Raw genomic sequence first — 26,667 nt, forward strand, 5'->3', positions numbered from 1 at the left:
GCTCTCGTGTTCCCACCCTCAGCGTTCCTTGTCTCCGGGCCGGGACCGCTGGTGCTGCTGCCGCTGCTGTTCTTCTTGCCGTTGGTGTTCGGCCACTTCTTCCGGAGCCATCGTTTCGCTGCGTCCTTTGGACGGGCGCGGGTTCTCCGGATTGCTGCGGTAGGCGATGACCTGGGCTCCGATGTAGATCAGCGCCCCGAGGATAGGCAGCAGGACGATCACCAGCACCCAGAGTAGGCCGTTGGGTGAACGATGGCGGGTCTGGGCGAACACCATCAAGGCGGCCACCATTGCGGCGATATAGACGATGCCCAGGGTATTGACCCACCAGGGCAGCATCGGTGCCACAGTGGAGAGGCTGGAGAGATTCTCTGCCACGTACTCCATGGTTCAACGGTAGGCAGTGGCGCTGAAAGTTGGCTCCACGAATCGTCCACGTCTCAAAGGAGGGATAAGGGCTCCGAGATCACCAGGACCTTGTTTCTTGCCACACTCGCGATGAGCTAGGGGCTATGCTCCAATTCACTGGTGCTCGTCAGCCAGAGATTCGGCCTCATCTTCCGAGATGGAGTCGAAAGGCGCTTCGGGGTCTACGGCCTCGTAGGTATCGCCGCTGCCTCGGTAAAGTCCAGCTGAGCCTCCGAGGACGTTGTATGTACCGTCATTACCTTCGCCTGCGAAGACGAGGTATTCGACCCCATCCTCCATGATGGTGGTGCCAGATGCCTCGTACTCAATTCCATCAACCATTCCGCCGGTCTGGACAATAACGATCTCATCTCCGGGGGAAGCATCGCCTTTCTGAACTTCGTTGATGCGGAAAGTGATCGCTGTGGCCGGAACACCTTCATCTTGTTCCATAGCTTCTTGCTTCTCTTCTTCAGAGAGGCCAAGGAGCGGGTTTTCTTCGGGGGTGTCACCTTCGTAGGTGGGAGTAAGCACGGTGTGCTCTGTTGCGATGACGGTGCCCGACGCAATCAATACCGCTTCGGCGGTCATGGATTCTTGGTCGTAGCTCGGGTAGTCAGGTTCGAGCTGCACTGTTTCCCCGCTGGGGGCTGCGGTTTCGTTTTCTTGATCCTCGCCACATGCTGCTAGTCCAAGCAAAGCAACAGCAGCAACGGCTGAGCATCGAATTCTACGCGGTTCCATGTGACTCCTTAGTAGTACTCGTTCACATTGGCGACGTCGTACGAGTGAGGCGTGGTCACTACGTTGATGCACGTATGCCATCGAGGGTGGCATGTGCGCACCCCCTGAAGGAACCACCAGTAGCAGCCACTTCACGGTTGATGAGCAGAGCCGACAAACTCGTAGCAGTCTGCTTACCTATCATCCGCGCTGGGGCCAGTGACCCCGGGCGCGCATCACCTCGGCGAGCGCTTCGGCGTCGTCGGTCATCAACCCGTCGACACCGAGGTCCAGCAGCCGGTGCATCTCCTCGGGATCATCGACGGTCCAGACGTGGACCTGCAGCCCGGCCCGGTGGCAGCGTTCGATGAACTGAGGCCGTACGATCCGCACCGGCCCGCGCTCGATGGGTACCTGCACACAGTCGATCTCCGCCACCCGACGGGATATCCGGCCCAGGAACCCCAACGGACCCAGGGCGACAATCAGCGCGATGGCCACCCACCCGCCGGAGGTGGCCACGGGCGTGGAGAGCACCTGGTTGACCCGGTGGCGGCGGGCGTCGTTGAAACTGGCCGCGAGCACCCGGTGGTGGGCCTGGTGTTTCTCCACGGCCGCGCAGAAAGGTTCCACCGCGGCTGAGTCCTTCAGGTCCACGTTGAAGTGGGTATCCGGGAACTCGGCGAGCAGCTCATCGAAGCGCACCAGCGGCTCGGTATAAGCCCCGGGGCGACCAACCCGCAGCGCGGCCAGCTGGTCCCAGGTCTTCTCGCTCAGCGGCCCGGTTCCGTTGGTGGTCCGGTCCAGGGTTTCATCGTGGAAGACCACCAGGGTGCCGCAGGCTGCGGTGCGCACATCGATCTCGATGTACTGGTATCCCAGCTCCGCTGCCCGGCGGAAGGCGGCTCGGGTGTTCTCCGCCTCCGGCATGCCACCGCGGTGCACAAAAGCCAACGGCCAGTGGTGCAGCCGCCCCGGCTGGGAGTTCAGCAGGTACGGCACGTTCCGGTAGGGATAACGGCGGTATGGGCTCACCGGGCCTCCACGAGTTGTTCGATGATCTGGGCCACGCCGTCGTCGTCGCAGTCACCGCAGACGTAGTCGGCTGCAGCGCGGGCTGCCGGGTGGGCCGATCCCACCGCCCAGGAGGTCCCGGCCCACTGGAGCATCTCCACGTCATTGGGCATATCCCCGAAAGCAACGATCTGCTCGCGGGCCACGCCCAGACGCTCCGCGAACCGCTGCAGCATGGAGGCCTTCGTCACCCCTTTGGCGGACATTTCCAGCAGACTCACACCCGGGGCCGAATGGGTGACGGTCAGGGTCTGACCCACCTGGGCTCGGGCAGTGTGCAGGAACTCCTCTGGGGCCATGGTGCTGGTGCGGGCCAGCAGCTTCAACACCTGGGGGCGGTCCTGGGTCAGGGTGTGGTCGATGGGACCGATGCGTAGCACATCAGGGTCGATGACGTCGTCGTACCAGAAGGAGCCGGCGGCAAAGGCCTCTTCCATGTGGAGCTTCTGGGTGGTCTCCGCGGCGAACCGAGCGTCAGGGGCGATCCGGGCCAGCTCCTCGGTGACGGTGAACAGCGTCTCGGTGCGGATGGACCGGGTGATAAGCGCCGATTCGGCGGCGAGGTCGTAGAGCAGCGCCCCGTTGGAGGCAATGACCGGGCCCACAGCCCCGAGGGTTTCGCTGATGGGGCGCAGGTCACGCAGCGGGCGGCCGGTCACCAGCACCACGACGACGCCGGCTTCGCTCGCGGCATGGAAAGCCTCCACAGTGCGCGGGGAGAGTGTGCCAGTGGCGGTATGCCGGTAGGGAAGGATCGTGCCGTCAATATCGCTGGCGATGAGCCGTACCGGCTGGCCGGGGTCAGTCATCCTGCGCAGAGCGGAGTTCAGCGGCGGTCGGGGGCTGGGCACCAAACCGTGATGCGGTGATCGCTGCAGCATGGGCTGCGGTGCGGAGCACACTGGCGAGATCTTCCTGGCTGATGCTCCGCAGAGCGTCCCGGTGCTGGGCTCCCAGCAACCCCCGGCAGCGCAGGCTGGACAGGGTGGCGGCCATGAAGGAGTCCCCCGCCCCGACAGTGTCGGCGACTTCCACCGGATATGCCGATTGTTCGGCGAACCCGTTGGCGCTGAGAGCCATGGCACCGGAGGGTCCGCGGGTCACCGTGACCAGGGCGGGGCCGAGCTGAAGCCACGCCCGCATGGTCTCGGTGTGGCTGCGTTCGGGGTAGAGCAAGTCCAGGTCGTCGGTGGAGGCTTGCACCACGTCAGCCAGGGCGACGAACTCCTCGACCTGACGGCGGGCCTCTTCCCGGTTTGGCACCAGCGTGGGCCGGTAATTGGGGTCGTAGGAGGTGGTGGCGACGTCACGAGCCCGGCACAGCACCTCCCGCACCGTGCCCGCGCCAGGTTGGACCATGGAGGCGACCGAACCAGTGTGCAGGTGTTCAAGCTCCTGCTGCTGACCTTGGAGTTTTGTCCACAGGTCCTCAGTGCCGGGCAGCACCCAGTCCAGGGAGAATTCGTAGCTGGCCTGCCCGGTGGGGTCCAACGTGGCTGAGGCCACGGAGGTGGGCAGCTCGTCGGCGTCAAGCAGGCTGGTGATGCCTTGAGAACGCAAAGCGCGGGCGATCATCCGGCCGTAGTCGTCATCGCCGCGGCGGCCGGCGAAAAGCACCGGATGCTCCAGACGGGCCAGTCCCACCGCCACGTTGAAGGGGCTGCCACCGACATGCGCTTTCGGAGCAGACGTCTCCGAGTGGACCACGTCTACCAAGCACTCGCCAATGACCGCCAGGTGGGAACTCACGTCTCTAAACTACCTGAAACCTGCGATATTGAGCCGATCCGGCTCAACTTTCCGGTGTGCGGTGCCGGCTCAGCTCTGGTACTGACGCCAGAGCTCATAGCCGCCCAGCAGGTTGCGCACCGGCAGCCCGGGTTGGCGTTCTTTGAGCATCCGCACCGCCTGCTGGGAGCGGATCCCGTGGGCACAGTAGACGACGACGGGGTGCTCCTGGTCAGCTTCGTCGAGCCCGGGCACCTGCTCACCTCGGAAGAGGTCGAGCATCGGTAGTTTGGCGGCCTGGGGGATCTCTCCTTCGGCCCATTCGTGGGGTTCACGCACGTCGATGATCGCTGCCGGACTGCCGTTGTCCAGCAGCTGCCGCAACTGGCGGGGCGTGAGGTCATCGGCGGTCTTCGGCTCCCCGGTGAAGGGATTGAAGTCGAGGTCTTCGGCGTCGTCGTCGGTTGCTTCTTCTGTGGTGGCTGCTTGTGGTGTGCTGATTGCTTGCTGGTGGTCCTGCGCCTCGGTGCTCTCATGCTGCTGTGGCTGTGTCAGGTCACACTCTTGGGGGCCTCCCCCGAGCCCTTCGACGTCGGCGCCGATACTGGTGACTGGTTCCCGGCTCGGATCGGGGTTGAGTGTGAGTTCCCGGAAGCGGGCGCTGAGTGCGTCATAGGTCAGCACCCGCCCGAGCAGGCTCTCCCCCACTCCGGCGAGGAACTTCACGGCTTCAGCAGCCATGAGGGAACCGACCACCCCGGGCAGTACACCCAAGACGCCGGCTTCAGCGCAGGTGGGCACTTCCCCGGGGTCGGGGGCTTCGGGGTAGAGGTCCCGGTAGCCGGGGCCACGTCCACCGCGGGGCCAGTGCTGGTCCGTGGGTTGGCTCCAGAACATGCTCACCTGGCCGGCGTAGCGCAGGATGGAGCCGGAGATCAGCGGCAGTCCGGCGATTTCGCAGGTGTCGGCGACCACGTACCGGGTGGCGAAGTTATCGGAACCATCCACCACCAGGTCCCCCGGTTCCAGTAGTCGCAGCGCATTCTGGGCGGTGATGGGTTCGCGGTGCTCGGTGATGGTGAGCTCAGGATGCAGCCCGCGCATCACCTCGGCGGCGGACGTGGTCTTGGGGGCACCGATACTGGCCTCGGAGTGGATGACCTGCCGGTGGAGATTACTGCGGTCGACGACGTCGTGGTCAATGACATCGATACTGCCCACTCCCGCGGCGGCCAGGTAGGTGAGGATCGGGGAGCCGAGCCCTCCGGCGCCGACGACCACAACCCGGGACTCCAGCAGCCGGGACTGGGCCTCGATGCCGAAACCGGCCAAGGAGAAGTGCCGTTGGAACCGCTCCATCTGGGAGCGGTTGAATTTCTCCAGACTCATGTGAGGTCCTCCACCGGGTTGATGATTCCCTCCATGGGGGAGGAGGCCTGGGCGTGCTCCCGCCGGGGGATACGGCCCGCGGCATGGGAGCGGTAGCCGGCTTCGACCGCCAACCGCACAGCGTGAGCCATCTGTTCGGGTTTCTGGGCCCGGGTGACCGCCGAGGCCACCAGCACCGCTGAGCAACCGAGTTCGATGGCCTGGGCGGCTTCTGATGCGGCACCGATACCGGCATCCAGGATGATGGGCACCGAGGCCCGGGAGGTGATGAGTTCCAGGTTGTGGGGGTTGAGGATCCCCAACCCGGTGCCAATGGGTGAGCCCAACGGCATGACAGCTGCGGCTCCGGCGCTCTCGAGGCGTAAGGCCACCGCCGGGTCATCGGAGGTGTAGACCATGGGGATAAACCCTCGGTCGGCGAGCTGTTCGGTCGCCTCCAGGGTTTCGATGACGTCGGGCAGCAAGGTGTGCTCATCGGCGATGACTTCGACTTTGATGAGGTTCGTTTCGAGGGCTTCCCGGGCCAGTTCGGCGGTGAGCACAGTGTCTTTGACCGTGTAGCAGCCGGCGGTATTGGGCAGCACATCGATCCCCAGGCGCTCCAACAGGCTGAAGACGGAGGTCTTGGTCTGCGGGCTGTAGCGGCGCATCGCAACCGTGGTCAGGGTGGTGCCGGAGGCGATCAGGGCACGCTCCAGGGCCGCTAAGTCGGTGGTGCCTCCGGTGCCCATAATGAGCCGGGACTCCAGGATGTAGTCACCGACCTGCACGGCAGGGATAGTCTCGGCTTCGCTCATGGTCTCTCCTGGTTCGCCGGTTGTTCGCATCATCGGCTGCTCGTGGTCCACCGGGGTTATCCGCCTTGCACAGCGGTGACGATTTCTAGCTCGTCACCCTCGCTCAGCGCCGTGCGGCTCCATTGCCCGCGGGGCAGAACTTCCCCCGCCGCGGCGACCGCCACGCCCAGCCGGCCACCGTCTGTGGGGGTTCCGGCCTCCGTTAAGTCCCGGCCGGTGGTGTGAGCCACCGCGTCGAGGACGGTGGCGCCGTCAGGGAGGGCAACACGCTCTTCGTTGATCTGAACGGTCGGCATAGGTTCTATTCAACACCAGCAGAGGGTCAGCTGTTCCAAGCTTGTTCCCGGAGGCTGCGGTGAAGACGTGTTCAGTCTCTCCGGAGGCGGGTCACCGCCAGGTGGGCACGCTGGTGATCGCTGAGCTCCTCCCCACTGAGCAGGGCTGCGGTGAGCCGGGCCGCCAGCGGGCCGAGCAGGATCCCGTGCCGGTGGTAACCGGTAGAGATCACGACGGCGCCATCTTCGGTCACTGCTTCCAAATAGGGTCGGTCATCCGGGGTACCAGGACGGGCACGGGTGGTAATCTCCACCACTTCCATCTCTCGGACCGCAGGCAGGACCGCAATGGCGTCCTCGAGCAGCTCGGCCACACTTCCCGCGTGGGTGCCGGCCACTGCGTCTTCGCGGGATGAGGCCCCGACCACCAGACCGAGGGGCTCGAGAGGATCCTCGGGGGCCCGTGGCACCAGGTAGACCGACCGCCCCCGAACCGTGGCCCGAATAGTGGAGTTCAGCACGTGCTCCTCGCCTTCGAGGAGTTGTTCGGGGCGAACCCGCAGCCGGATCACTTCCCCGTACACCGGGCGCAGCTGCAGCGGGTAGTGCTCACAGATGCCCTTGATCTGGGAATAACCCAACCCGGGCGTCAGGGCGACCCGGTCGAAGACTGAGCCGCTGGCGTCGTCGTAATCCACCCGTATCCCGGGCGGTGTCTGCTCGACCCGGAGGACTCGTTTCCTCGTCCAATGAGCCGGGGGACCAGCCTGAGGGAAAAACTCCAGTGGTGCGTTCAACGCCTCAGTGACACATCGGACCAGCTGCCGAGGATTGACCTGATGGTCACCGGGAACCGACCACGCTTTAGCCAGCCCAGGGGACAGCGCCGGTTCGCTGCGACGCAGTTGACTGGAGGTCAGGGCGGTCACCTCCATCTGCGCGCCCTGCTGGACGGCGACCAGATCGGCCACCGCCTGCCGGTCACTGGTGTCGGCGGCCACGAGCAGAGTCCCGTTCTCCCGGTAGCCGGTGGGCTGAGCGGAGGCCTGCTGAAGGGTCTTGATGAGTTCGGGGTACTCAGCCTGGGCAGCGGTCATCACATCCCAGAGGGCTTGCTGGCCATACTGCACTTCGCTGACCGGAGCGAGCATCCCCGCTGCCGCATACGAGGCCTGCGTGGCGGGCTCGGGATCGATCACCGTGACGGTATGGCCTTGAAGCCGCAGCTGCCAGGCGGTGAGCAGGCCGACAATACCGGCTCCCACCACCGCGGTGTTCCATGCGCTGCCCATAGGCACAGCCTACTGAAGCGGTCAGCCTCACACGGCGGGGAAACCGCCTCACCTGAGCCAGCCAGCTGGTACCACTATGTGATTGACATCACATAGCATGTGAGTACCTGCTATCCAAGGAGTTTCATCGTGAACGCCACGCCCCCGGTTTCCCGCCCTCCCTTCGACCCTGAGCTCTCCTCCGTACTTCCCGAAATCCGCAAAGCGCTACCGGGATTCTCTGCCGAGACCCTGCCCCAGATGCGTCAGGCCATGGATGACGGGCTCCCCGGCGTCGAACCGCCTGACCTCACCGCCGGCGGACGTGTCACCGTTGAAGAACGCAACGTACCCGGGCCCGATGGTGCACCAGATGTCACCTTGCTGATTCTGCGGCCCGCGCAGGCCACGGCACACCTGGGCGCGATCTACCACATCCACGGCGGCGGCATGATCGTCGGTAACCGCACAACCGGGATCGAAACGTTCCTTCCGTATGCCGCCGATGGCTTAGCCACCGTGGTCTCCGTGGAATACCGGCTGGCCCCTGAGAACCCCCATCCGGCTCCGGTGGAGGACTGTTATGCGGGACTGGTCTGGACTGCCCAGCATGCCGCCGAACTCGGCATTGACCCGGATAAGCTCATGGTGGCAGGCACCAGCGCCGGGGGCGGTCTCGCGGCAGCGACGGCATTGCTGGCCCGGGATCGGCAGTATCCAGCACTCTCCCACCAAGTATTGGTCTGCCCCATGCTGGACGACCGAGGAGTCACCCCCAGCAGCCAGATGCTGGAGGACGACGGCGTCTGGGACCGTAACGACAACCTCTTCGGCTGGAGCGCACTGCTCGGCGAGTCCCGCGGTGGAGATGATGTCTCCCCCTACGCCGCTCCGGCCCGGGCCGAGGACCTCTCCGGCCTTCCCCGCACTTACCTGGATTGTGGTTCTTCTGAGACCTTCCGTGATGAGATCCTCGACTACGCTCATCGGCTCTCAGTCGCCGGAGTCAGCGTGGATCTACACATGTGGGGAGGCGGCTTCCACGGCTTCGACGGAATGGTCCCGCACGCTAGCCTCTCCCGGGCTTCGTCCGCAGTGCGGGACGATTTCATCCGCCGAGCACTCCAACCACGAGGGCCAGCCGCACAGCAGCTGTGACATCGGAGCGGGCGACGGGAATCGAACCCGCGTCGTCTGCTTGGGAAGCAGAAGCTTTGCCATTAAGCTACGCCCGCTTGGCCGCCGCCATGAGTGCGAGTGGTCCCACCGTGGCGGCGTGAGGAACAGTGTACTACTCGTTGACGGTGCCCGCTGCCGGAGTAAGTCCGTCCAATTCCGGTGCAGGTTCACCCCGGATGGCCCGGGCCAGGGCATCGCCGAGCAGCGGGGCGATCGTCAACCCGGCGGCCCCATAACCGGTGGCCACCCACAGCCTGTCATCGCCCACTTGTCCCACCACAGGCATGGTGCCCAGAGGACGCAGCCCCACGCGGGTTTCGATCAGGGTGGCCTCCGCCACGCCGGGCACAACAGAGAGCGCATCCTGCAGTACCTGGAGTTGACCCGCGGCAGTCACCCTGGGGTCGAAACCAACCCCGCTCTCCCGGGTGGCACCAACAGCGATCCGTCCGCGATCAAAGGCCACCACGTAGTGGTGTGCCAGAGGAGACACGGTCGGCCACATGGAGGTGTCGACTCCCTCGAGCCGTAGGTGGGTAATTTGCCCACGCTGCGGGGCTACGGGCAGCGTCACTCCTCGGTCGGCCAGCAGTGGTGCCGACCATGCACCGGAGGCGACGACGACGTCGTCGGCGGCGTATTTCTCATCGTTGACCTCCACTGTTCCCACCTGCGCAGAGAGCCGTGCGTGCCCATAGATACGGCGTGCCCCGTACGTTGTCGCGGCGGTCAGTAGGGCGTCTCGAAGGGTGCGGCCGTCCACGCGTCCACCACCGCTGAGGTACACCGCAGAGAGGTCCTCGGCAAGGGCGGGAAACAGTTCCCGGGCATCACTGTTGCCGATGCGCTGGACCTCCCCGGCGACGTCACCGGCGCGTGCCGCCCGGGCACGGACTCGCGCCTCGGCCTCATCGAGCACGCCCGGGTCTCGGTGCACGATCAGCGATCCAGTCCGGCGGTAATCGGTATGGCTGATGCCGGCGGCGTCGAGCTGTTCCAGCAACGTGGGATAGTACCCACCCCCGGCGGCGTACAGCTCATAGAAGGCACCCTCCACCGCACTGATCCACGGGGAGATGATTCCGGCGGAGGCAGCCGTGGCTTGGCCTTCGGCCGCGTCGTCCACCACGGTCACCTCAGTACCACGCCGGGCCAGGGCGAAGGCCGTCGCAGCTCCGGCAATTCCGGCTCCAATAACCGTCACACGGTGCGTCATCCCCCCAGCTTGTCATGTCTGTGGTTGTCACACCCTCAACCGCTTGTTCGCCGGCTCGCACACCACCCATACCTTCACCGACGAACCGGTCGATATCGCCCCGCGCTGCTCGCCTACGCTTCGACCAGGCAGCTCACGTGCTCTGAGCAACGGTCAAACTCTGAGCAACTATTGAGCTTGCGTAGCGCCTTCGGCCAGACCCAGCTTCTACTCTGAGACTCGGAAGCGGTCGAAGAGGCCGAACCTCCAAGAGAAGCACCATAAGGAGTGATTCTCGATGGCACACATCACTGGTAAGAAGATCGCTGTCCTGACCACCAACGGAGTGGAGCAGCCCGAGCTGACCCAACCTGTGGCTGCTATCCAGGAGCATGGCGGCACCCCCGTTATCGTCTCCCCGGAGGAGAAGCAGCTCCAGGCGATGAAGGGCGACTGGGAGCACGCCGACCACTTCGATGTCGATGTCCACCTCTCCGCCGCCGATCCCAACGACTATGACGGGCTCGTGCTGCCTGGCGGCACGCTGAATGCGGACACCCTCCGCATCAATGAGGACGCTCAGCGGTTCGTCAAGGCGTTTTTCGACGCCGACAAGCCGGTCGCGGCCATTTGCCACGGCCCCTGGATCCTCACCGAGATCGGTGTGGTCTCCGGCCGTCGGATGACCAGCTACACCGCCCTGCGCACAGACCTGAAGAACGCCGGGGCCCAGTGGGTGGACGAATCCGCGGTGGTCGACGGCAACCTCGTCACCTCCCGCACCCCTGACGACCTTGAGGACTTCAACCGGGCGTTCCTGCAGTTGGTCTCTGAACGCAGTCCCGTCGCAGCCTGAGCTGCACCCGGTGTCTGCCTGTGGCCCGTCGCTGGTATCCCAGCGGCGGGCCCTTGTTCATCACATTCCGTAAGGTGGTCCCATGAGCGAGACGACGACGTCCACGGTCCCCGAACTGACTCAGCTGGGGCAGCTGCGCCGCGAACGATTGCTGGCTGCCCGCCTCTACGTATGCACCGACCTGCAGCGGTTCATCACCCGGCCTGAGGCCGGTCCCGTGGAGGAACTGGACTTAGAGGCACTGCGCACCTTCTGTGTGGCCGCTTTCACCGGCGGGGTGGACATCATCCAGATCCGGGATAAGCAGGTTTCAGTGCAGACCGAATTGGCCGCGCTGACCCTGTTGAAGCAGGTGGCAGATGAGCACGGTGGACTCTCCGCCGCCAATGACCGGGCCGATGTCGCTCGCCTCAGTGACGTGGATGTGCTCCACGTCGGTCAGGAGGATCTCAGCACGGACCAAGCGCGCCTGATCGTGGGGCCCGACGTCGTCGTCGGCCGCTCCTGCCGCAGCCTGCCGCAGGTACGTGAAGCGGTCTCCGAACCCGGCATCGACTACTTCTGCACCGGGCCGGTGTGGCAGACCCCCACCAAACCGGGACGTGCCGCGGTCGGTACCGAGCTGGTATCCCTGGCTGCGGGTTTGGAGACCGGTAAACCGTTCTTCGCCATCGGCGGGATCAATACCGAGAACATCGCCGAGGTCACCCAGGCCGGAGCCGACCGCGTGGTGGTGGTCCGGGCCGTGACGGAGGCCGCCGATCCCGCCGCTGCGGCACGCGCCCTGCGGGACCACCTCCCCGCCTAAAGTCCACCATGTGAACACCCCGGGAGTCTCCCGGTGTGCTGCGCCCTCTGGCGCGGTATATTTCCACCATCCGAAACGTGGTGAGCGTTATGCCGCCATCCTGCATGCCTTGAGAGGGTTCAGATGAGTGCAACTGCTGCACGTCAGTCGGGGTTCCGTATTCGCGAGAGTTTCTCCGGCCGCACGGCTTTCATTCTGGTGGCCATCGGCTCTGCCGTCGGGCTGGGGAACATCTGGCGTTTCCCCTATGTGACCTATGAGAACGGCGGCGGTGCGTTTCTCATCCCCTACCTGGTGGCCCTGCTGACCGCCGGTCTGCCGATCCTGCTGTTCGACTACGCCGTGGGGCATAAGTTCCGCGGCTCCCCGCCGTTGGCGTTCAAGCGGATGCACCACAACGCTGAGGTCATTGGCTGGTTCCAGGTGGGCATCTGTTTCCTGATCGCCATCTACTACGCGGCGATCGTCGCCTGGGCGGCGATGTACACCTGGTTCTCGCTGAGTCAGGCGTGGGGCGACGACGCCGAAGGTTTCTTCTTTGGTGAATTCCTTCAGTACGACGGCGGCGGCACCGAAGGCTCCGGCCTCTCGGTGGACTTCGTGGCTCAGGTGGGGTGGCCGCTGATCGTGGTGTGGATTGTGCTGCTGCTGGCCCTGGCCACCGGGGTGCGGAAGGGCCTGACCATGGTTTCACTGGTGGGCCTGCCGGTGTTGTTTGTGATGTTCGCCATCCTGGTGGGCTATTCGCTGACCCTGGAGGGCGCCACGACTGGACTCAACGCCCTGTTCACCCCGGACTGGGGTGCCTTGACCTCGCCCACAGTGTGGATCCAGGCCTATGGGCAGATTTTCTTCAGCCTCTCGGTGGGCTTCGGCATCATGATTACCTATGCCTCGTACTTGAAGCGGAAGTCGAATGCGAGCGGATCCGGCCTGGTGGTTGGCTTCGCGAACTCCTCCTTCGAGCTGCTGGCGGCCATTGGTGTGTTCTCCGCGCTGGGTTTCCTGGCCCTGGCGGCCGGCACGGCGGTCGATGAGGTCGCCAGCTCCGGCTTGGGTCTGGCCTTTGTCGCCTTCCCCACGATCATCTCCGAGGTTCCGGCCTCCGCCCTGGTGGGTGTGTTGTTCTTCGGGTCTCTCACTCTGGCGGGGGTGACCTCGCTGATCTCGATCCTTGAGGTCGTGGTCTCCGCGGTGAAGGACAAGACCGGTTGGTCCCGTCCGGTGTCGGTGCTGGTGGCCGGGGTTCCGGCGGCGTTGGTGTCCATCGTGCTCATCGGTGGTGTCTCTGGTGTGACGATCCTCGATGTGGTGGACGCCTTCTCCAATAATGTCGGTATCGTGCTCGGGGCGTTCGTCTCCGTGGTGCTGGCCACCTGGATCTACCGGAAGCTGGATGTGTTGCGGGACGCGTTGAACGCTTACGGCTCCTTCAAGGTGGGTCCGATCTGGAAGACCCTCATCGGCGTGGTTCTGCCTGTGGTCCTCGGTGTGTTGTTGGTGATGGACATCTCGGACAAGATCACCGAAGGCTACGGCGGCTTCGACACCTGGGTGGTGGCCACATTCGGTTGGGGTGCCTTGGCGTTGGTCATCGTGGTCTCGGCGGGCCTGAGTCTGGTGCCGTGGCGGAGCAGTTCGGCGATGCACACTGAGGATCCTGAGCACATCGAGTCCGAAGAGGAGACTGTCTGATGGGGACTGCGGCCATTGTGATGATGATTGTTGCGCTGGTGACCGTGTGGGGTGGGCTTATCGCCTCGATGATCCACCTCTGGCGCCACCCCGAGGACGCTTCTGAGTAGTTGCCCGGCTGGATCGGGAGGATTCGGCGGTCCGTCCGCGAGCAATGCCGATGAATTCTTGAACCTGGTCGCTGTCTTTCTCCCGTAGCCAGGCCAGTCCAGTCCGGTAGCCGGGGAGACCGTCGACCCGTCGGGTGACGATGTCCTTTCGGCTGAGGATCCGGGCCACTGAGCGGGGGAGTACGACGACGCCGGCTCCGGTCGCTGCGGTTTCTATGGCGAGTCGTTCACCGCGTGCCAAGGCGGATCCTGCCAGCGGGGTGTGTACTCCCGGTGGTGCGCTGGCGGTGCTGTGCCCGGCACCGGTGGCTGATGTGTCCCACTGCAGCATGTCTGCGGGGTTGAGGCGGGGCTCATCGGCGATGTCCTCGGAGCTGACGGAGTGCTCCGCCGCTGCGATCCAGTGGTCGGCGGCGGCACAGATCACAGGTTCTTCGGTGTAGAGCCACACACGGTGGAAAAGGTCGGTGTCGACGTCGTCGGCGTGATCTTCCACAAGCCGTAGGTAGCCGAGGTCTACCGTTCCGGCGCGGATCCGGTGGAGCTGCCCGGCCTCGTCGAAGTACTGCACGGTCAGCGGTTGATTCGGGTAGCGCTGCTGCCAGCGGGCCACCCATTTATCCGGTGTCGCCCCCGGAATCGCCCCAAGAATCATGCCTCCAGGTTACGTGGAGACCGCCCTACACCACTTTGCGGCGGAGGAAGTCGACGCTGCGTTCCCAGGCGAGCTTGGCCTTCTCCGGGTCGTAGGTACCGATGAGGTTTTCGTCATTGTGGAAGGCGTGGCCGGCGTCGTAGTAGAAGAACTCGACCTCTGAGCCGGACTCGTCACGGATCTGCTGCTCCTGCTGGCGGGCCTGTTCCACCGGGTACATCTGGTCCTGCTCGGCGTAGTGGCCTTGCACGGCCGCTTTGACCCCGGTGTAGGACTCCGGCACTGCCTGCCCCACCCCGTAGAAGGGCACAGCCGCGGAGATTTTTTCTCCTTGCTGGGCCGCCAGGGCGAGCACAAAGCCCCCGCCCATGCAGAAGCCGATGGCTCCTACCGTCTGGGAGGTGACGGCCTCATGGGCTAGCAGGAAGTCGGTAGCCCCCGCCAGCTGCCGTGCCCCCTCCTCAGCCGGCAGCTTGGACATCATCTCCCCGGCCTCATCGCCGTCGTGAGTGATCCATCCGCCGTAGAGGTCCGGGGCCAAGGCGACGAAACCCTCGGCTGCCAGCCGGTCGGCAACGTCCTTGATGTGGTCGGTGAGCCCCCACCACTCTTGGATGACGATCACCCCTGGCCCCGAGCCCGAAGGCGGAGTGGCCAGGTAGCCGTGGCCGGTGTCAGTGACATCGGCATCTGGCAGCGGGAAGGTGGTGTTCTGATGCGGGGTCTTCTCAGCCATACAGTTCTCCTCAGTGGGTCCTGTGCTGTATCACTACCTGTGCTGCAGCTCTCCTTCCCTAAGGGTACTGAAGACCCCGGAGACGGTGAAGGTCCGAATATCAGCGGTGGTCCGTAGGGTGGAGGTATGGCGACGTTCTTCACTTCGGACCCGCACTTCGGGCACGCGAACATCATTCGGTACTGTGACCGGCCCTTCCGGGATGTCCAGGAGATGGACGAGGTCCTCATCAGCCGGTGGAACGACGTCGTCGGCCCCGACGACGAGGTCTGGGTCTTAGGCGACTACGCCATGGGGGACCGCAGCCGCGGGCTGGGGTACCTCACTCGGATGAACGGCACAAAGTACCTGGTGGCCGGCAACCATGACAGGTGCTCCCCCACGGAGAAAACCGGCCACTTGCACATCCAGGAGTACCTCGACGCCGGCTTCTCCGCAGTGGTCTCCCAGGCACGCACCTCACTGCCGCCGTACCGGCGCAACGGCAACGGCTTGCACGTGGTGCTCTCCCACTACCCCTACACGGGGGACTCCCACACCGAAGAGGACCGCTACGCCCAGTTCCGGCTGCGGGACCTCGGCACCCCGCTGATCTGCGGGCACGTGCACGACTCCTGGAAGAGCACCCACTCGCCCCGCGGAACAGTGCAGGTCAACGTCGGCGTCGACGTCTGGGACTTCACCCCTGTCTCCGCTGAAGACCTCCACCGCTTCATCGTCGAACAGGGATGAAACACACTGAAGACCCTCAGTCTTGATCCTGCACACCAGTCCTGCCGGCGGTGACACAGCCTGAGGCCCCAATAAGTGGGGCCAGCAACACAAGGAACTCCGGGTGATCGGGCCGCGTGAAGCGACTCACCACCCGGAGTTCCGGTGCGTGGGTGGGGCTTAAGGGCCCCACCAGCGATGCGCTCTGGGGAGCTCAGTCCTCGAGCTCGTCGGCCAGATCGGACTCGTAGAGCGACTCGAACTCAGCCTCGACCCGTTCCATCTCCTCTGCGACGTCGTCACCGGAGGTCAACAAGCTCTGCAACGTCTCAGCCAACTCCAGGTCCGCCCCGGGCAGGAACACCCGGGCGAAGTCCTGCACCCGGGCACGCTCCAGCTGGTCCACGGCGGTTTCAAACTGCGGCTGCTCCTCATACACCGCGGACATATCCGCGTCCACGTGAGACGGCACATACCCGGTGTGCTCGGAGAAGAACGCCTGCGACTCAGCAGAGGTCATGTGACCGACAAACATCGCCGCAGCCAGCTGCTCCTCCGGCGACGACGCCGAGGCGATCATCAGTCCCGCCCCGCCAGTGGGGGTCTCACCTTCAGCGGCCGGACCGTCAGGTAGGAACGCAGTCCCCACCTCAAAGTCGGCGGTATCCAAGATGCCACCGAGCGAGCCGGTGGACTGAATGGTCTGGGAGGCCACACCGGAGGCGAAGTCATCAGTCTGCGAGGTGGCGGCCACATTGGCCCAGCCATCCTGCACCGCGTCTTGGGCGAACTCCAGGGCCTCAACTGTCTCATCCGAGGAGACCAGGGAGAAGTCCCACTCGTCAGACCAGCCACCCCCGTAACCCCACACCAGGTTGGCCATGCCCCAGGCGGGGTACTCGTTGGAGGGCGGGAAGGCGTAGCCGTAGTCGGCAACCCCTTCATCAACAATGGTCTGGGAGATCTCAGCGACCTCCTCCCAAGTCTGCGGGGGACCGTCGATACCGGCCTCTTCGTAGTGGTCGGCGTTGTAGTAGAACAACGGGGTGGACCGAGCATAGGGGACCCCGTAGTGGCTACCTTCGTAGAGGTAGTCCTCGTAGAGCGCGTCCACGTAACCATCGACGTCGACGTCGGCGGCTTCGAGGATCTCATCCACTGGGGCGAGCGCATCGTTGAGATAGTTGGGGAACCAGGTGGCATCCGAGAGCACGATGACATCAGCGTTAGATCCGCCACCGGTCTGGAACCACTGGGAGGTCTCTTCGTAGTTGGCCCCGGAGGTGATGACTTCCACCTCGATGCCGGTGTCTTCGGTGAACTGCTCGATCAGTTCGTTCTCCTGATCCTCAGAGCCACCGGGGTGGTTGGTGGCAAAGACGATGGACTCTGCCGGTTCCACGTCTTCCCAGTCGGTGTCGGCAGCCTCCTCGGCCGCACCCTCGCCGCTGGTGTCGGGGCCGCAGGCAGTCAGGGTCAGGGCCACCAAGCCACAGGCGGCGATTCCCTTCCAGGCGGGGTGAACAGTGTGCAGGGATGTCATAGTGGTGCTCCTTCTTCAGTGGGTGGACTACTTCACAGCGCCCTGGGTCAGGCCGGCCACGATGTAGCGCTGCAGCATGGCAAAGATGATGAGCATCGGGACGATGACGATGACCGCACCGGCCATGAGGATTCCGTAGCTGGCGACGTCGTCCTCAACACTGCGCAATTGGTTCAGCGCCACCGGCAGGGTCATCGTGTCCCGGGTGTCGGTGATGATCAGGGGCCACAGGAAGCTGTTCCACTCGTTGACGATGGTCACCAGCGCCACCGTGGAGATCGCCGGCAGGGAAACCGGCACCGCGATCTGGAACAACTTGCGAAAGTGCCCGGCGCCGTCGAGGTCGGCGGCTTCGAACAACTCAGTGGGCAGAGACTTGAAATGCTGACGCAGCAAGAAGGTGCCAAACGCGGTCCCCAGCCCCGGCAGGATGATCCCCCATAGGGTGTTGCGTCCGCCGAGAGCCTCAATGGTCATGAAGTTCGGCAGCATGGAGACCTCCGGTGGCACCATCAGCGCCACCAAAATGCCCAGGAAGATGAGGTTGGCCCCGGGCACCCGGATGAACACCAGCGCGTAGGCGGTGGTGATGGCCAGCAACACTTTAATGACCGAACCGACCGTGGTGACGATGATGCTGTTCTGCACCACGGTGAACAGGGGGATCCGCTGGTCCACCGTCTGGTAGTTATCCAGAGTGGGGTCCTGCGGCAGGAACTGCGGGTCCAAGGTGACGATCTCGTTGACCGGTTTGAAACTCGAGGAAATCATCCACGCCAACGGCAGCACGATGATGAGCAGGGCGATGAGGATCGGCAGGTACCCGGTCAGCAAAGTGTCGGCCAGGTTGCGGCGGCTGAAGGCTTTACTCACTGGTAGTGCACCTTCCTCTCCACGAATCGCAGCTGTACCGCGGTGATGAGGAACAGTGTCACAAACAGCACTACCGCAATGGCCGCGGAGTACCCGGCCCGGTTGTACTGGCCGAAGGCCTGTAAGTAGATCTCGAAGATGATGGTGTTGGTGCCGTTACCAGTGGGGGTCATCACCCGCAGGATGTCGAAGGCGTTGGTCATCGAGAAAATGATGTTGGTCACCAGCAGGAAAAAGACTGTGGGGGTCAGCAGCGGCAGGGTGATGCTGAAGAAACGGCGGATGGCTCCGGCCCGGTCGATGGTGGCAGCCTCCAGCAGGTCCCGTGGCACCGACTGCAGTCCGGCTAAGAAGACCACCGCGCAGTAGCCAAGGTTCTTCCACACGTAGACGATGATGACCATCCACAAGTTGGCGTCCGGATCCAGGAACCACTGTGGGGAGCTGATGCCGAAGAAATCGAGAATGTGCAGCAGGGCCCCGCGCTGGGGGTCAAAGATAAACATCCACACCAGTGCCACCCCAACCCCGGAGAGCACATACGGGCTGAAAATCGCAGTCCGGGCGAAGGTGCGCCCGGGGATGTGCTTATTCAGCACCAGGGCGATGAGTAGCCCCAGAATCATCGATCCGATGACCGCCCCGGCGGTGAAGATCCCCGTGACCCGCCAGACCTCCAGACCAGAAGGGGAGGTGAAAAACCGCTGGTAGTTCTCCAGGCCCACCGGGGTGGCGGTAGGGGAGCCCAGCCGCCAGTCGAGGGTGGAGTAGTACATATTGCTGACCAGCGGGTAGTAGATGAACGCGAGGATCAGCAGGATGTTCGGTCCGGCGAAGAGCAGAAAGAGTGACCAATTTTTCGACGCTTGACGACGGCGGGCCCGTTTCCGGACAGCCTCGAGTTCGGCCTCGGTGGGGCTGGGTGCGGCCCGGGTAGTCTCCGCCGGTGTGGGCGGAGCGTCCTCACGCGGTCGTGCGGTCATCCATCACGCTCCCCTCTGCGTTGTCGTCCTCCTGCATCGAACCGATCTAAGGCGCTGGAATCGACGTGGACCTGTCCAGTGGGTGAACAGAAAGTGAACGACCCCGGGGTTGTGAGGAAGTTCACCACGCCTGGCCCCCTCTTGGCACCATTGTGCCTGTGGTGGTGTTCCGATCAGCGAGCATACAGCCTGTCTCTGTTCGGATAAGGCAGTATGGAGGACGGCTGACCTGCAGCGATGCGGTAAAGGAGAGCGTGTGACACACCTTGTGCTGGGCCTGGTGTTCGCCGTGCTGGTGCTCAACCTGCTCACCGCCGCGGTGGTCTGCGCCCGCCGGGGGATGAGCGGCAACTGGCTGCTGGTCATTCTGTTGGCCGGGACCACCGGGGCTGCGGCAGCCGCGGTGCTCGGAGTACTGGCCGGGGAACCACGGTTCATCGATGTGGCGCTGGTCCTGACCGGCACGGCGGCGGTCACCGCGGCGGTGCGCGGGCTCACCATTCGTACCGCCGTGCAGGCAGGCGGTGCCCGGTGAGCTGGCAGACGGTGTTGGAAGTCTGCGGCCTGATCCTCACCGTGGTGGGGGCGGGGTTCTTCACCGCCGGTACGGTGGGACTGATCCGGTTTCCCGATGTGCGCAGTCGCTTACATGCGCTGACCAAGGCGGACAATGTGGGGCTGGGCCTGGTGCTGACCGGGGTGGCGTTGCTGATGGGTAGCCTCACCGTGGCGGGACTGCTGGTCATCACCTGGCTGGCGGCGCTGGCGGCGGCGTCGGTCTCCGCGCGGATCCTGGCCGAAGGCGAGCACGACGGCGATCAGCAGTTAGTTGAGGACACAGCGGCTGGGGGTGGGGATGACTGAAGCGGGACTGCTCGACGGGTTGCTGGCTGCCGCGGTGCTGGCCGCCGTGGCGGTGGCGGTGCTCCCCCGAGCCCGGACCGCTCAGTCGTTCGGTTTCCTGCTGTTGGGTGTGGTGGTCACCCTGGTGTGGCTGCGGCTGGGCAGTGTGGATGTCGCCCTTGCCGAAGCGGCCCTGGGCGGCGGTCTGCTGGGGGCCGTGCTCGTGTATCTGACTGCCAGTTCCCCCACCGCCGGGCAGCCACCGTCGGCTGCGGCATACCGGTGGGTGCGTGCCGTGGTGGGGATCATCTGTGGTGTGGTGGTCGCCGTCGTCGTCGGTGCTGTGTGGCTGCGGGTGGAGGCAACGATGCCTGCCTGGGAGGAGCCGGTGGCCGCTCAGATGGACGCCACCGGAGTAGAACACGGGATCACCGGTGTGCTACTGGCTTTCCGCGCCTATGACACGCTGCTGGAATCGGCGGTGCTGCTCTTCGCCGCGGCGACCGCTCTCTTACTGCGGCAGCATCGCCCTCGCCCTGCTGCCCTGCCGGTGCGTAGCTGGGGACCCAGCCTGCAGTGGACCGCTCGGATCACCGCGCCGGTGCTGCTGATGACCGGGTTGTGGCTGCTCTTCGCCGGCAGTACCGACTCCGGTGGGGCCTTCCAGTCCGGGGCGGTGCTGTGCGCCATGCTCATTGTTCTGCACGCCGGCGGGGTGGATCTCTCCGGGGTGCACCGGTGGCTGCGGCCGCTGCTGGTCGCCGGGGTGCTGGTGTTCATCCTCGCCGGGGTTATCGGCCCGGTACTGGGCGAACCGTGGTTGTCCTGGCAACCGGAGTGGGCCTTCGCCGCGGTGCTGGGCATCGAGGTACTCCTCACTGCGGGGATCGCCGTGGGACTCTATGCGGTGTTTCTCGGGATGCTGCCAGAGGACCTCCCGAGCTCCCAGACACCACAGGAGGTGAGCCGGTGACCCTGTCCGCCCTCTACCTGCTGTTGGGGACCGTGGTGGCCGTCGCGGGGATGCTGCGGATGCTGCTGACCGGTGATCTCATCGCCCGTCTGATCGGAATGAACGTGGTGGGTATCGGCTCACTGCTGATTTTATTGGCCCTCGGCGCCCGAGCTGAGGAGCCGGACCCGGTGCTCTCGGCGCTGGTCATCACCGGGCTGGTCATCACCGTGGCGTTTACCGGGTTCGGTGCAGTGCTGATCCGTCGGATTGAATCTGCAGAACACGCCGACGACGACGCCACAGGGGGTCGGCAGTGACCCTGATGGTCTCCGAGTTCTTGGCTTCGGAATTCTTAGCTTCGCAGTCCCTGGGCGCCGTGGTGCTGCTGCCCCTGGCCGCTGCTGCGCTCTGCGTGCTGGCCCCGCGGGCCGAACGATCGGTGGGCCTGGTGGGGGTGCTGGTATCTGCCGGGTTAAGTATCCCGATCGTGGCGGCGGTCTCCAGTGGTCAGACACTTCAGCTGGTGCTCGGGGGGTTCGATGCCCCCTTGGGGATTCACTTACGCGCTGATGGGCTCTCTGTGGTGTTCTTGGTGCTCACCCACGCGGTCGGCGTCGTCGTCTCCGGGTATGCGGCGGCCTCGGCGACTACTCCACGGGGCTTATGGGCACTGTGGCTGGGGTGCCTGGCCGGGCTGAATGCCGTGTTCGTCTCCGGGGATCTGTTCAACACCTATGTGGGCCTGGAGCTGGTGGGGTTGACCGCGGTGGCTCTGGTGGCCCTGGGTGGACGGAGCGCCTGGCGACCGGGTCTGCGGTATCTGTTCGTCGCAGTGCTGGGCTCGCTGCTGTTCCTCATCGGGGTGGGGGTGATCGTCTCAGCCACCGGCACCCTGGACATTGAACAGGCGGCGGGGGTGTTCGCCGCTGAGGAAGACCTGGCCCCCGCGGCGGTCACGGCTCTGGCTCTCATCACCGTGGGGCTGTGCCTGAAGCTGGCCCTGGTGCCGATGCACGCCTGGCTCGTGGCTGCCCACGCCGCGGCCCCCAGTGCAGTCTCCCCTCTGCTCTCCGGGCTGGTCATCAAAGCTGCGCTCTTCGTGGTGCTGCGCTGCTGGCTCTACCTGACAGGCGCTGATCTGGCCGGTTCCTCCGGTGCCACTACCCTGGTGTGGGTCCTCGGCGGTCTCGGTGCCGCCGCGGTCATCGGTGGATCCGTCATGGCACTGCGGCAGACGGCGTTGAAACCCCTGGTGGCCTATTCCACTGTGGCGCAGGTCGGTTATTGGTTCTTGGCGTTTCCGCTGCTGTTAGATCCCGACGCCGCCGAGGGTGCCTTCGCCGGTATTGTCGCCCTGGCCTTGGGCCATGGGGTGGCGAAGGTGGGGCTGTTCCTGGCGGCGGGGTATCTGAAAGACACTTTCGGCACTGATGAGATCGAAGCGCTCCGCGGGGCCGGGCACCATCACCCGCTGGTGGTGATGAGCATCGGCCTGGTGGGGGTGGGGCTGATTGGGCTGCCCATCTCCCTAGGTTTCACCGGCAAGTGGCAGGTGGCCACCGCCGCGGTGGAGGCCGGACAGTGGTGGATTCTGGCGGTTCTGGTGGCCGGGACCCTCTTGGCTGCCGGCTATCTAGTGCGGGTCATTGCCCCGCTGCTGATGGAGGAGTTCCTCGGACATGAGACACCCCCTGAGACCCGGAATTTCAGGGCTCCCACTGGATTGGCGGTGCTCACCCTGGGGGTGCTGACCATTGTCACCGGGTTCGGCGGCGTGTGGATCAATGAGCTGCTGGAGGTGAACGCCCCGTGGTGACACCGCTTGGACTCACGGCCGTGGAACTCATTCCCGGACAGTTGCTGCCAGCCATTCCGGTCGTGATGGTGTTGATCTCCCTGCTGGCAGCCTTGGTGATCTTCCCCTTGGCGGAGCAGCAGGTGCGGCTGCGCTCCTGGGTGAACATCCTGGCTGCCGCCTTGAAAGTACTGCTCATCGCGCTGCTGGTGCCCGCGGTGGTCACCGAGGATCTGCGCCCGGAGTTCTCCGCGCCCTTCCTTCCCGGCATCGACCTGGTGCTGCGGGTGGATCCGCTGGCGCTGTTCTTTGCCGGGCTCTCAGCGGTGTTGTGGCTGCTCACCACGATCTATGCGATCGGTTACCTGGAAGGCAAACCCCACCGGTCCCGGTTCTTTGGATTTTTCAGCCTGTGCGTGACCGCCACGGTGGGGATTAGCTTCTCCGGAAACCTCATCACCTTCTTGGTGTTCTACGAGCTGCTGACCCTGGTGACCTATCCGCTGGTGGCCCACTGGGGCACCGCCGCCTCAGTGCATGCCGCCCGGGTCTACTTGCGCTACGCGCTCGGTGGGGGTGTGGCCGTCCTGCTGGGTGTGGTGTGGCTGACCATGGAGGTCGGGGCGGTGGACTTCGCCGAAGGTGGGGCAGAGCAGGTAGCCGAGCTCGCCGCTGCCCACCCGGGCACCGCCGTGGTGATCTTCGCCCTGCTGGTCGGTGGCATGGGGGTCAAGGCCGCGCTGGTCCCGCTGCATTCCTGGTTGCCGATGGCGATGGTGGCTCCCGCGCCGGTCTCGGCCCTGCTGCACGCCGTGGCGGTCGTCAAGGCCGGGGTGTTCGGGATCGTGCGAGTGGTCGATGACGTCTACGGCATCGAGGTCGCCTGGGAACTGGGGGTGTTGACCCCGCTGCTGGTGGTGGCCTCCTTCACCGTGATCTACGGCTCCTACCAGGCGTTGCGGCAGACCGAGATCAAAAAGCGGCTCGCCTTTTCCACGGTCTCCCAGGTCAGCTATGTGGTGCTGGGAGTGACGATGTTCTCCGTGGCGGCCACCGCCGGCGGGGTGGTGCATCTGGTCCACCAGGGGATCATGAAGATCACCCTGTTCTTCTGCGCGGGGCTGTTCGCTGAATCTCTCGGGGCCCATTCCATCCATCAGCTGCGCGGGGCCGGACGGCGGATGCCCTGGACCTCAGCGGCGTTCACCGTCGGAGCCTTCGGTATGATCGGTCTGCCGCCGACCGCCGGGTTCATCTCCAAGTGGCAGCTGGGCTTAGGGGCCCTGGATTCCCCGCACCCGTGGGTTTTGGCGGTGCTGGTGGTCTCCTCGCTGCTCAATGCCGCCTACTTCCTGCCGGTGGTCTACGCGCTGTGGTTCGCAGAACCTCACCGTGCTGAACCTTCGGCTGAGTCCGCTGCCGAACACTCATCGAGCTCTGATGACCCTGCTGGGGGTCAACAGCGCGGGGATCTCTCCGCCGATCAGCAGGTCACCGTACCGGCGGGCAGTACCGGGGATGTCCACGATGCCGCCCCGGCGGTTCCGGAACAGGATCACGACGACGACGTCAGCATCCGGGAGCCGCGGACCCTGTTAGTCCCTGCCCTGGTCACTGCAGCGTGCACCCTGGCGGTGGGGGTGGCCGCCTCGCTGACCTTCGCTCCGCTGGAAGTCGCCCGGTTCATCGCCGAGGGGGTGTTCTCGTGATCGCGCTGAGTCTGTTGCTCCCGCTGGCGGCAGTGACGGTGATCGCCCTGGCGGGGGTGTGCGCTGAACCGCTGGCGTGGCGCATCCGGCGCACCACCGCGATCCTCTCCCCGGTGACGGTGCTGCCTGCGGCCGCACTGAGTCTCACCGGCACGGGACAAACCCTGGAGGTGCCCTGGTTGTTGTTCGGGGCGAGTTTCGCCGTCGACTCCTACGCCCGGGCCCTGACCCTGATCGCGGCACTGCTCTATGGGGCCGCGCTCATGGCCGTCACCTGGGTGAAACTCAAGGACGCCGAACGGGGTTCTGGAGCGCTGAGCGGGTTCTTGCTGGTGTGCTTCACCGGCAATATCGGCACCTACCTGGCGGCCGATGCGGTCAGCTTCTACTTCGCCTTCGCGCTGATGAGCTTCTCCGCAGCTGCGCTGGTGGTCCATTACCGCACTGATTCGGCCCGCCGAGCCACGCGGATCTACCTGGTGATGTCTGTGCTGAGTGAGACCGCGATCCTGGCGGCGTTCCTTCTCATCGCAGCGGCGGGCGGTGCCCTGGTGGCTCAGGCGCCGGCGGCGGTGGCTTCCTCGGAGCACACCGGAGCGATCGTCACCTTGCTGCTTATCGGCTTCGGGGTGAAGGCCGGGACCGTTCCGCTGCACGTGTGGCTGCCGCTGGCGCATCCAGCTGCCCCGCCGGCGGCCTCTGCGGTGCTGTCGGGGGCCATGGTCAAGGCGGGCATGATCGGGTGGTTACGCTTCTTGCCGCTGGGTGAGGCGCCGGTGGAAACCGCCGGTGGGGTGCTGATGGTGCTGGCCCTGGTGGGGGCCTTCGCTGCCGCGCTCATCGGGGTGCTGCAGAAGGATCCCAAAGTGGTGCTCGCCTATTCGACGATCTCCCAGATGGGGTTCATCGCCGCTCTGATCGCCGTCGGGCTGCTCGCCGAGGAGTTGGCTGCAGCCACCGCAACCGCTGCGGTGCTCTACGCGGTGCATCACGGGTTGGCCAAGGGGGCCCTGTTCCTCGGGCTGCCGGTGGTCAAGCACTACGGGCGGGGAGCCTCCGGAGTGCTGGTGGTCATCGGGTTAGCCGGGGCGGGGCTGGCAGTGGCCGGGGCACCGTTGACCTCAGGGGCTTTCGGCAAGTACGTCTCTAAGGAGACGGTCGAGGGGATCGACGTCGCCGGCGTCGGGCTCGATCATCTGCTGCCGCTGGTGGCCACTGGATCCACCGTGCTGCTGCTGCGGTTCGGGTGGGTGCTGCTCGCCGCGGAACGTCAAGCCCGGCGCGGGGTGGATGGGGAACTGATCTCCTGGCTGCTGGTGTGTGCCGCCGGGGTGGCCGTGCCGTGGGTGGTCGGCATCTACTGGTTGGATGCCGGAACCTTCAGCTGGGAGCCAGGCCCGCTGTGGGATATGACCTGGCCGATTCTGCTGGGGCTGGGGATGGCCGTCGGGGTGTGGGCCGCTGCCCGGAGCGGGGTGTTGCCTCATCGGTTGCGCTCTGCGGACGGCTCGGCGGTCCAACCGGGGGACCTCATTGTGGCTGAAGAGTCCCTGGCGGTCCGCAGTGGGCATCTGATGGTGCAGGGCACCCACCGGGTACACACCGGGGCCGGGCGCCTGGCCGATCGCCTGGGCGCGGCGGTGGGGCAGGTGGCGGAGTCGGTACGCTCCGGGGTGGGGGCTACCGAGCGCCGGCTGAGTGGGTGGGAAGCCAGCGGTGTGGTGATGATGGTGCTGCTCAGTGTGGCCGTGGTGGTCGTCGCCAGGGGGTGGTTGTGGTGAACGGCGTGCTGTTGAGCTACGGGATCTCCGGTGTACTGCGAGCAGTGGTCTTCGGGCTGCTGTGGGTGGCGTTGGCCGGCTTCGAGGCTGAGTATGCGGCCTACGGAGTGATTTCCGTGGCGGCGACCACGGCACTGAGCCTGCAGCTCATCCCACCGGGACCACGACTGTCAGTGCATCGGTGGCCGGCTCGAGTGTGGTTTACCGTTCTGCTGATCGGGTGGTTCCTGTGGCAGTCGGCCCGGGGCGGGGTGGATGTGGCACTGCGGGCGGCGAAACCGCACACAGATATCGCTCCGGCCGTCGTGGTGGCCCCGGTGGTGCTGCCGCCGGGGCACGCCCGGCACCTGGCGATGTTGATGATGAACCTGATGCCCGGCTCAATGATCCAACGCGGCCCCTTCCCCACGGACCCGCCGGAACACCACAAGGACGACGACGCCGGCAGCAGGAGTTCTCCCGCTCCCCAGAGTGGCGTTCACGTTGAGTTACACACCCTGGCGCTGGAGCTGAATCCCGCCGCACAGTGGGCCACTTTGCAGCACCGTGTCCGCCGCGCCACGGCCTAACGGGTC

28 protein-coding genes, 1 tRNA gene and 1 pseudogene are annotated in these 26,667 nt (G+C 65.1%); 14 read left to right on the forward strand and 16 right to left on the reverse strand.

The features are described 5' to 3' along the window. Nucleotides 1–18: 18 nt before the first annotated feature. From H578_RS0105170 to thiO, 9 genes are all read right to left on the reverse strand, one after another. A complete protein-coding gene (locus H578_RS0105170) occupies nucleotides 19–387 on the reverse strand; it encodes a PLDc N-terminal domain-containing protein (protein ID WP_022872630.1) in 369 nt (122 codons plus the stop codon). 135 nt (nucleotides 388–522) lie between these two features. Next, the gene (locus tag H578_RS0105175; RefSeq protein ID WP_156837221.1) at nucleotides 523–1,152 is read right to left on the reverse strand and encodes a hypothetical protein; all 630 of its coding nucleotides are present in this window, start codon (nucleotides 1,150–1,152) and stop codon (nucleotides 523–525) included. A gap of 180 nt (nucleotides 1,153–1,332) precedes the next feature. Further along, nucleotides 1,333–2,166, reverse strand: a complete 834-nt coding sequence (locus H578_RS0105180) for a glycerophosphodiester phosphodiesterase family protein (protein ID WP_022872632.1) — start codon at nucleotides 2,164–2,166, stop codon at nucleotides 1,333–1,335. Beyond that, nucleotides 2,163–3,014: a Cof-type HAD-IIB family hydrolase gene (locus H578_RS0105185; protein ID WP_022872633.1), complete on the reverse strand. Its 852-nt coding sequence runs from the start codon at nucleotides 3,012–3,014 to the stop codon at nucleotides 2,163–2,165. The genes H578_RS0105180 and H578_RS0105185 overlap by 4 nt, the downstream gene beginning before the upstream one ends. Then, nucleotides 3,007–3,954, reverse strand: a complete 948-nt coding sequence (locus H578_RS0105190; protein ID WP_022872634.1) for a carbohydrate kinase family protein — start codon at nucleotides 3,952–3,954, stop codon at nucleotides 3,007–3,009. The genes H578_RS0105185 and H578_RS0105190 overlap by 8 nt, the downstream gene beginning before the upstream one ends. Nucleotides 3,955–4,023: 69 nt before the next feature. After that, on the reverse strand, nucleotides 4,024–5,322 hold the full coding sequence (locus H578_RS0105195) for a ThiF family adenylyltransferase (protein WP_022872635.1): 1,299 nt from the start codon (nucleotides 5,320–5,322) through the stop codon (nucleotides 4,024–4,026). Beyond that, nucleotides 5,319–6,119 carry a thiazole synthase gene (locus H578_RS0105200; RefSeq protein ID WP_022872636.1) on the reverse strand — a complete coding sequence of 267 codons (801 nt, stop codon included), beginning with the start codon at nucleotides 6,117–6,119 and terminating at the stop codon, nucleotides 5,319–5,321. The genes H578_RS0105195 and H578_RS0105200 overlap by 4 nt, the downstream gene beginning before the upstream one ends. 56 nt (nucleotides 6,120–6,175) lie before the next feature. Then, the gene (gene thiS, locus H578_RS0105205) at nucleotides 6,176–6,415 is read right to left on the reverse strand and encodes a sulfur carrier protein ThiS (RefSeq protein WP_022872637.1); all 240 of its coding nucleotides are present in this window, start codon (nucleotides 6,413–6,415) and stop codon (nucleotides 6,176–6,178) included. 71 nt (nucleotides 6,416–6,486) lie between these two features. Then, entirely contained in the window at nucleotides 6,487–7,686 is a 1,200-nt protein-coding gene (gene thiO, locus H578_RS13470) for a glycine oxidase ThiO (RefSeq protein WP_022872638.1), read from the reverse strand. A gap of 129 nt (nucleotides 7,687–7,815) precedes the next feature. Between thiO and H578_RS0105215 the strand changes: the two genes are divergently transcribed. Beyond that, the gene (locus tag H578_RS0105215; RefSeq protein ID WP_022872639.1) at nucleotides 7,816–8,823 is read left to right on the forward strand and encodes an alpha/beta hydrolase; all 1,008 of its coding nucleotides are present in this window, start codon (nucleotides 7,816–7,818) and stop codon (nucleotides 8,821–8,823) included. Nucleotides 8,824–8,829: 6 nt separating this feature from the next. Here the strand turns inward: H578_RS0105215 and H578_RS0105220 are convergent. After that, nucleotides 8,830–8,900: transfer RNA gene (locus H578_RS0105220), tRNA-Gly, on the reverse strand. Between the two features lie 56 nt (nucleotides 8,901–8,956). After that, nucleotides 8,957–10,048 carry an NAD(P)/FAD-dependent oxidoreductase gene (locus tag H578_RS0105225; RefSeq protein WP_028463963.1) on the reverse strand — a complete coding sequence of 364 codons (1,092 nt, stop codon included), beginning with the start codon at nucleotides 10,046–10,048 and terminating at the stop codon, nucleotides 8,957–8,959. A gap of 289 nt (nucleotides 10,049–10,337) precedes the next feature. Between H578_RS0105225 and H578_RS0105230 the strand changes: the two genes are divergently transcribed. The 4 genes from H578_RS0105230 (at nucleotide 10,338) to H578_RS16725 (ending at nucleotide 13,508) form a co-directional block, all read left to right on the forward strand. Continuing rightward, nucleotides 10,338–10,895 (forward strand): type 1 glutamine amidotransferase domain-containing protein, encoded by a 558-nt coding sequence (locus tag H578_RS0105230; protein WP_022872641.1) that lies wholly within the window; start codon nucleotides 10,338–10,340, stop codon nucleotides 10,893–10,895. A gap of 82 nt (nucleotides 10,896–10,977) precedes the next feature. Beyond that, the gene (gene thiE, locus H578_RS0105235) at nucleotides 10,978–11,703 is read left to right on the forward strand and encodes a thiamine phosphate synthase (RefSeq protein WP_022872642.1); all 726 of its coding nucleotides are present in this window, start codon (nucleotides 10,978–10,980) and stop codon (nucleotides 11,701–11,703) included. A 123-nt stretch (nucleotides 11,704–11,826) separates the two neighbouring features. After that, a complete protein-coding gene (locus H578_RS13475; RefSeq protein WP_022872643.1) occupies nucleotides 11,827–13,398 on the forward strand; it encodes a sodium-dependent transporter in 1,572 nt (523 codons plus the stop codon). Continuing rightward, entirely contained in the window at nucleotides 13,398–13,508 is a 111-nt protein-coding gene (locus H578_RS16725) for a methionine/alanine import family NSS transporter small subunit (RefSeq protein ID WP_084709947.1), read from the forward strand. The genes H578_RS13475 and H578_RS16725 overlap by 1 nt, the downstream gene beginning before the upstream one ends. Here H578_RS16725 and H578_RS0105245 read toward each other — a convergent pair. Next, nucleotides 13,456–14,163, reverse strand: coding sequence for a LysR family transcriptional regulator substrate-binding protein (locus H578_RS0105245; RefSeq protein WP_022872644.1), 708 nt, complete (start codon nucleotides 14,161–14,163; stop codon nucleotides 13,456–13,458). The genes H578_RS16725 and H578_RS0105245 overlap by 53 nt on opposite strands. Before the next feature lie 25 nt (nucleotides 14,164–14,188). Beyond that, nucleotides 14,189–14,908 (reverse strand): annotated as a pseudogene (locus H578_RS0105250) (dienelactone hydrolase family protein); the annotation flags it as partial. A gap of 117 nt (nucleotides 14,909–15,025) precedes the next feature. Here H578_RS0105250 and H578_RS0105255 point away from each other — a divergent pair. Next, complete coding sequence (locus H578_RS0105255) at nucleotides 15,026–15,631, forward strand: metallophosphoesterase (protein WP_022872646.1); 606 nt, start codon at nucleotides 15,026–15,028, stop codon at nucleotides 15,629–15,631. A 193-nt stretch (nucleotides 15,632–15,824) separates the two neighbouring features. Here H578_RS0105255 and H578_RS0105260 read toward each other — a convergent pair whose 3' ends face one another. The 3 genes from H578_RS0105260 to H578_RS0105270 are packed head-to-tail and all read right to left on the reverse strand — an operon-like array spanning nucleotide 15,825 to nucleotide 19,009. Then, a complete protein-coding gene (locus H578_RS0105260) occupies nucleotides 15,825–17,153 on the reverse strand; it encodes an ABC transporter substrate-binding protein (RefSeq protein WP_022872647.1) in 1,329 nt (442 codons plus the stop codon). Nucleotides 17,154–17,180: 27 nt separating this feature from the next. Further along, nucleotides 17,181–18,026 carry an ABC transporter permease subunit gene (locus H578_RS0105265; RefSeq protein WP_022872648.1) on the reverse strand — a complete coding sequence of 282 codons (846 nt, stop codon included), beginning with the start codon at nucleotides 18,024–18,026 and terminating at the stop codon, nucleotides 17,181–17,183. Beyond that, nucleotides 18,023–19,009, reverse strand: coding sequence for a carbohydrate ABC transporter permease (locus tag H578_RS0105270; RefSeq protein WP_022872649.1), 987 nt, complete (start codon nucleotides 19,007–19,009; stop codon nucleotides 18,023–18,025). The genes H578_RS0105265 and H578_RS0105270 overlap by 4 nt, the downstream gene beginning before the upstream one ends. Nucleotides 19,010–19,265: 256 nt before the next feature. Here H578_RS0105270 and H578_RS13480 point away from each other — a divergent pair, with 256 nt between their 5' ends. Genes H578_RS13480 through H578_RS13495 form a run of 8 tightly spaced genes read left to right on the forward strand, consistent with a single transcriptional unit; the run spans nucleotide 19,266 to nucleotide 26,661 of the window. Further along, nucleotides 19,266–19,544, forward strand: a complete 279-nt coding sequence (locus H578_RS13480; RefSeq protein ID WP_022872650.1) for a hypothetical protein — start codon at nucleotides 19,266–19,268, stop codon at nucleotides 19,542–19,544. Then, on the forward strand, nucleotides 19,541–19,873 hold the full coding sequence (locus H578_RS13485) for a cation:proton antiporter (protein ID WP_022872651.1): 333 nt from the start codon (nucleotides 19,541–19,543) through the stop codon (nucleotides 19,871–19,873). Before H578_RS13480 ends, H578_RS13485 begins: the two co-directional genes overlap by 4 nt. Beyond that, nucleotides 19,866–20,825, forward strand: coding sequence for an MnhB domain-containing protein (locus H578_RS0105285; RefSeq protein ID WP_022872652.1), 960 nt, complete (start codon nucleotides 19,866–19,868; stop codon nucleotides 20,823–20,825). The genes H578_RS13485 and H578_RS0105285 overlap by 8 nt, the downstream gene beginning before the upstream one ends. Next, complete coding sequence (locus H578_RS13490; protein ID WP_022872653.1) at nucleotides 20,822–21,124, forward strand: NADH-quinone oxidoreductase subunit K; 303 nt, start codon at nucleotides 20,822–20,824, stop codon at nucleotides 21,122–21,124. The genes H578_RS0105285 and H578_RS13490 overlap by 4 nt, the downstream gene beginning before the upstream one ends. Nucleotides 21,125–21,129: 5 nt before the next feature. Further along, nucleotides 21,130–22,623 carry a complex I subunit 5 family protein gene (locus H578_RS0105295; protein WP_051130806.1) on the forward strand — a complete coding sequence of 498 codons (1,494 nt, stop codon included), beginning with the start codon at nucleotides 21,130–21,132 and terminating at the stop codon, nucleotides 22,621–22,623. Next, a complete protein-coding gene (locus H578_RS0105300; RefSeq protein ID WP_022872655.1) occupies nucleotides 22,617–24,311 on the forward strand; it encodes a complex I subunit 5 family protein in 1,695 nt (564 codons plus the stop codon). Before H578_RS0105295 ends, H578_RS0105300 begins: the two co-directional genes overlap by 7 nt. Then, entirely contained in the window at nucleotides 24,308–26,092 is a 1,785-nt protein-coding gene (locus tag H578_RS0105305) for a proton-conducting transporter transmembrane domain-containing protein (protein ID WP_022872656.1), read from the forward strand. Before H578_RS0105300 ends, H578_RS0105305 begins: the two co-directional genes overlap by 4 nt. Beyond that, nucleotides 26,089–26,661, forward strand: a complete 573-nt coding sequence (locus tag H578_RS13495; protein WP_169558502.1) for a Na+/H+ antiporter subunit E — start codon at nucleotides 26,089–26,091, stop codon at nucleotides 26,659–26,661. The genes H578_RS0105305 and H578_RS13495 overlap by 4 nt, the downstream gene beginning before the upstream one ends. The last annotated feature ends 6 nt before the right edge of the window (nucleotides 26,662–26,667 follow it).

The organism is Nesterenkonia alba DSM 19423, assembly GCF_000421745.1.
Classification (GTDB): domain Bacteria; phylum Actinomycetota; class Actinomycetes; order Actinomycetales; family Micrococcaceae; genus Nesterenkonia; species Nesterenkonia alba.

What these genes read in the sequence shown, in the direction of transcription:
- thiE (WP_022872642.1), top strand. Translation starts at nt 10,978, where the DNA reads ATGAGCGAGACGACGACGTCCACGGTCCCCGAACTGACTCAGCTGGGG.
- H578_RS13475 (WP_022872643.1), top strand. Translation starts at nt 11,827, where the DNA reads ATGAGTGCAACTGCTGCACGTCAGTCGGGGTTCCGTATTCGCGAGAGT.
- H578_RS0105270 (WP_022872649.1), bottom strand. Translation starts at nt 19,009, where the DNA reads ATGACCGCACGACCGCGTGAGGACGCTCCGCCCACACCGGCGGAGACT.
- H578_RS0105200 (WP_022872636.1), bottom strand. Translation starts at nt 6,119, where the DNA reads ATGAGCGAAGCCGAGACTATCCCTGCCGTGCAGGTCGGTGACTACATC.
- thiS (WP_022872637.1), bottom strand. Translation starts at nt 6,415, where the DNA reads ATGCCGACCGTTCAGATCAACGAAGAGCGTGTTGCCCTCCCTGACGGC.
- H578_RS0105230 (WP_022872641.1), top strand. Translation starts at nt 10,338, where the DNA reads ATGGCACACATCACTGGTAAGAAGATCGCTGTCCTGACCACCAACGGA.
- H578_RS0105295 (WP_051130806.1), top strand. Translation starts at nt 21,130, where the DNA reads ATGGTCTCCGAGTTCTTGGCTTCGGAATTCTTAGCTTCGCAGTCCCTG.
- thiO (WP_022872638.1), bottom strand. Translation starts at nt 7,686, where the DNA reads ATGGGCAGCGCATGGAACACCGCGGTGGTGGGAGCCGGTATTGTCGGC.
- H578_RS16725 (WP_084709947.1), top strand. Translation starts at nt 13,398, where the DNA reads ATGGGGACTGCGGCCATTGTGATGATGATTGTTGCGCTGGTGACCGTG.
- H578_RS0105285 (WP_022872652.1), top strand. Translation starts at nt 19,866, where the DNA reads ATGACTGAAGCGGGACTGCTCGACGGGTTGCTGGCTGCCGCGGTGCTG.
- H578_RS0105195 (WP_022872635.1), bottom strand. Translation starts at nt 5,322, where the DNA reads ATGAGTCTGGAGAAATTCAACCGCTCCCAGATGGAGCGGTTCCAACGG.
- H578_RS0105260 (WP_022872647.1), bottom strand. Translation starts at nt 17,153, where the DNA reads ATGACATCCCTGCACACTGTTCACCCCGCCTGGAAGGGAATCGCCGCC.
- H578_RS0105255 (WP_022872646.1), top strand. Translation starts at nt 15,026, where the DNA reads ATGGCGACGTTCTTCACTTCGGACCCGCACTTCGGGCACGCGAACATC.
- H578_RS0105245 (WP_022872644.1), bottom strand. Translation starts at nt 14,163, where the DNA reads ATGATTCTTGGGGCGATTCCGGGGGCGACACCGGATAAATGGGTGGCC.
- H578_RS0105170 (WP_022872630.1), bottom strand. Translation starts at nt 387, where the DNA reads ATGGAGTACGTGGCAGAGAATCTCTCCAGCCTCTCCACTGTGGCACCG.
- H578_RS0105185 (WP_022872633.1), bottom strand. Translation starts at nt 3,014, where the DNA reads ATGACTGACCCCGGCCAGCCGGTACGGCTCATCGCCAGCGATATTGAC.
- H578_RS0105175 (WP_156837221.1), bottom strand. Translation starts at nt 1,152, where the DNA reads ATGGAACCGCGTAGAATTCGATGCTCAGCCGTTGCTGCTGTTGCTTTG.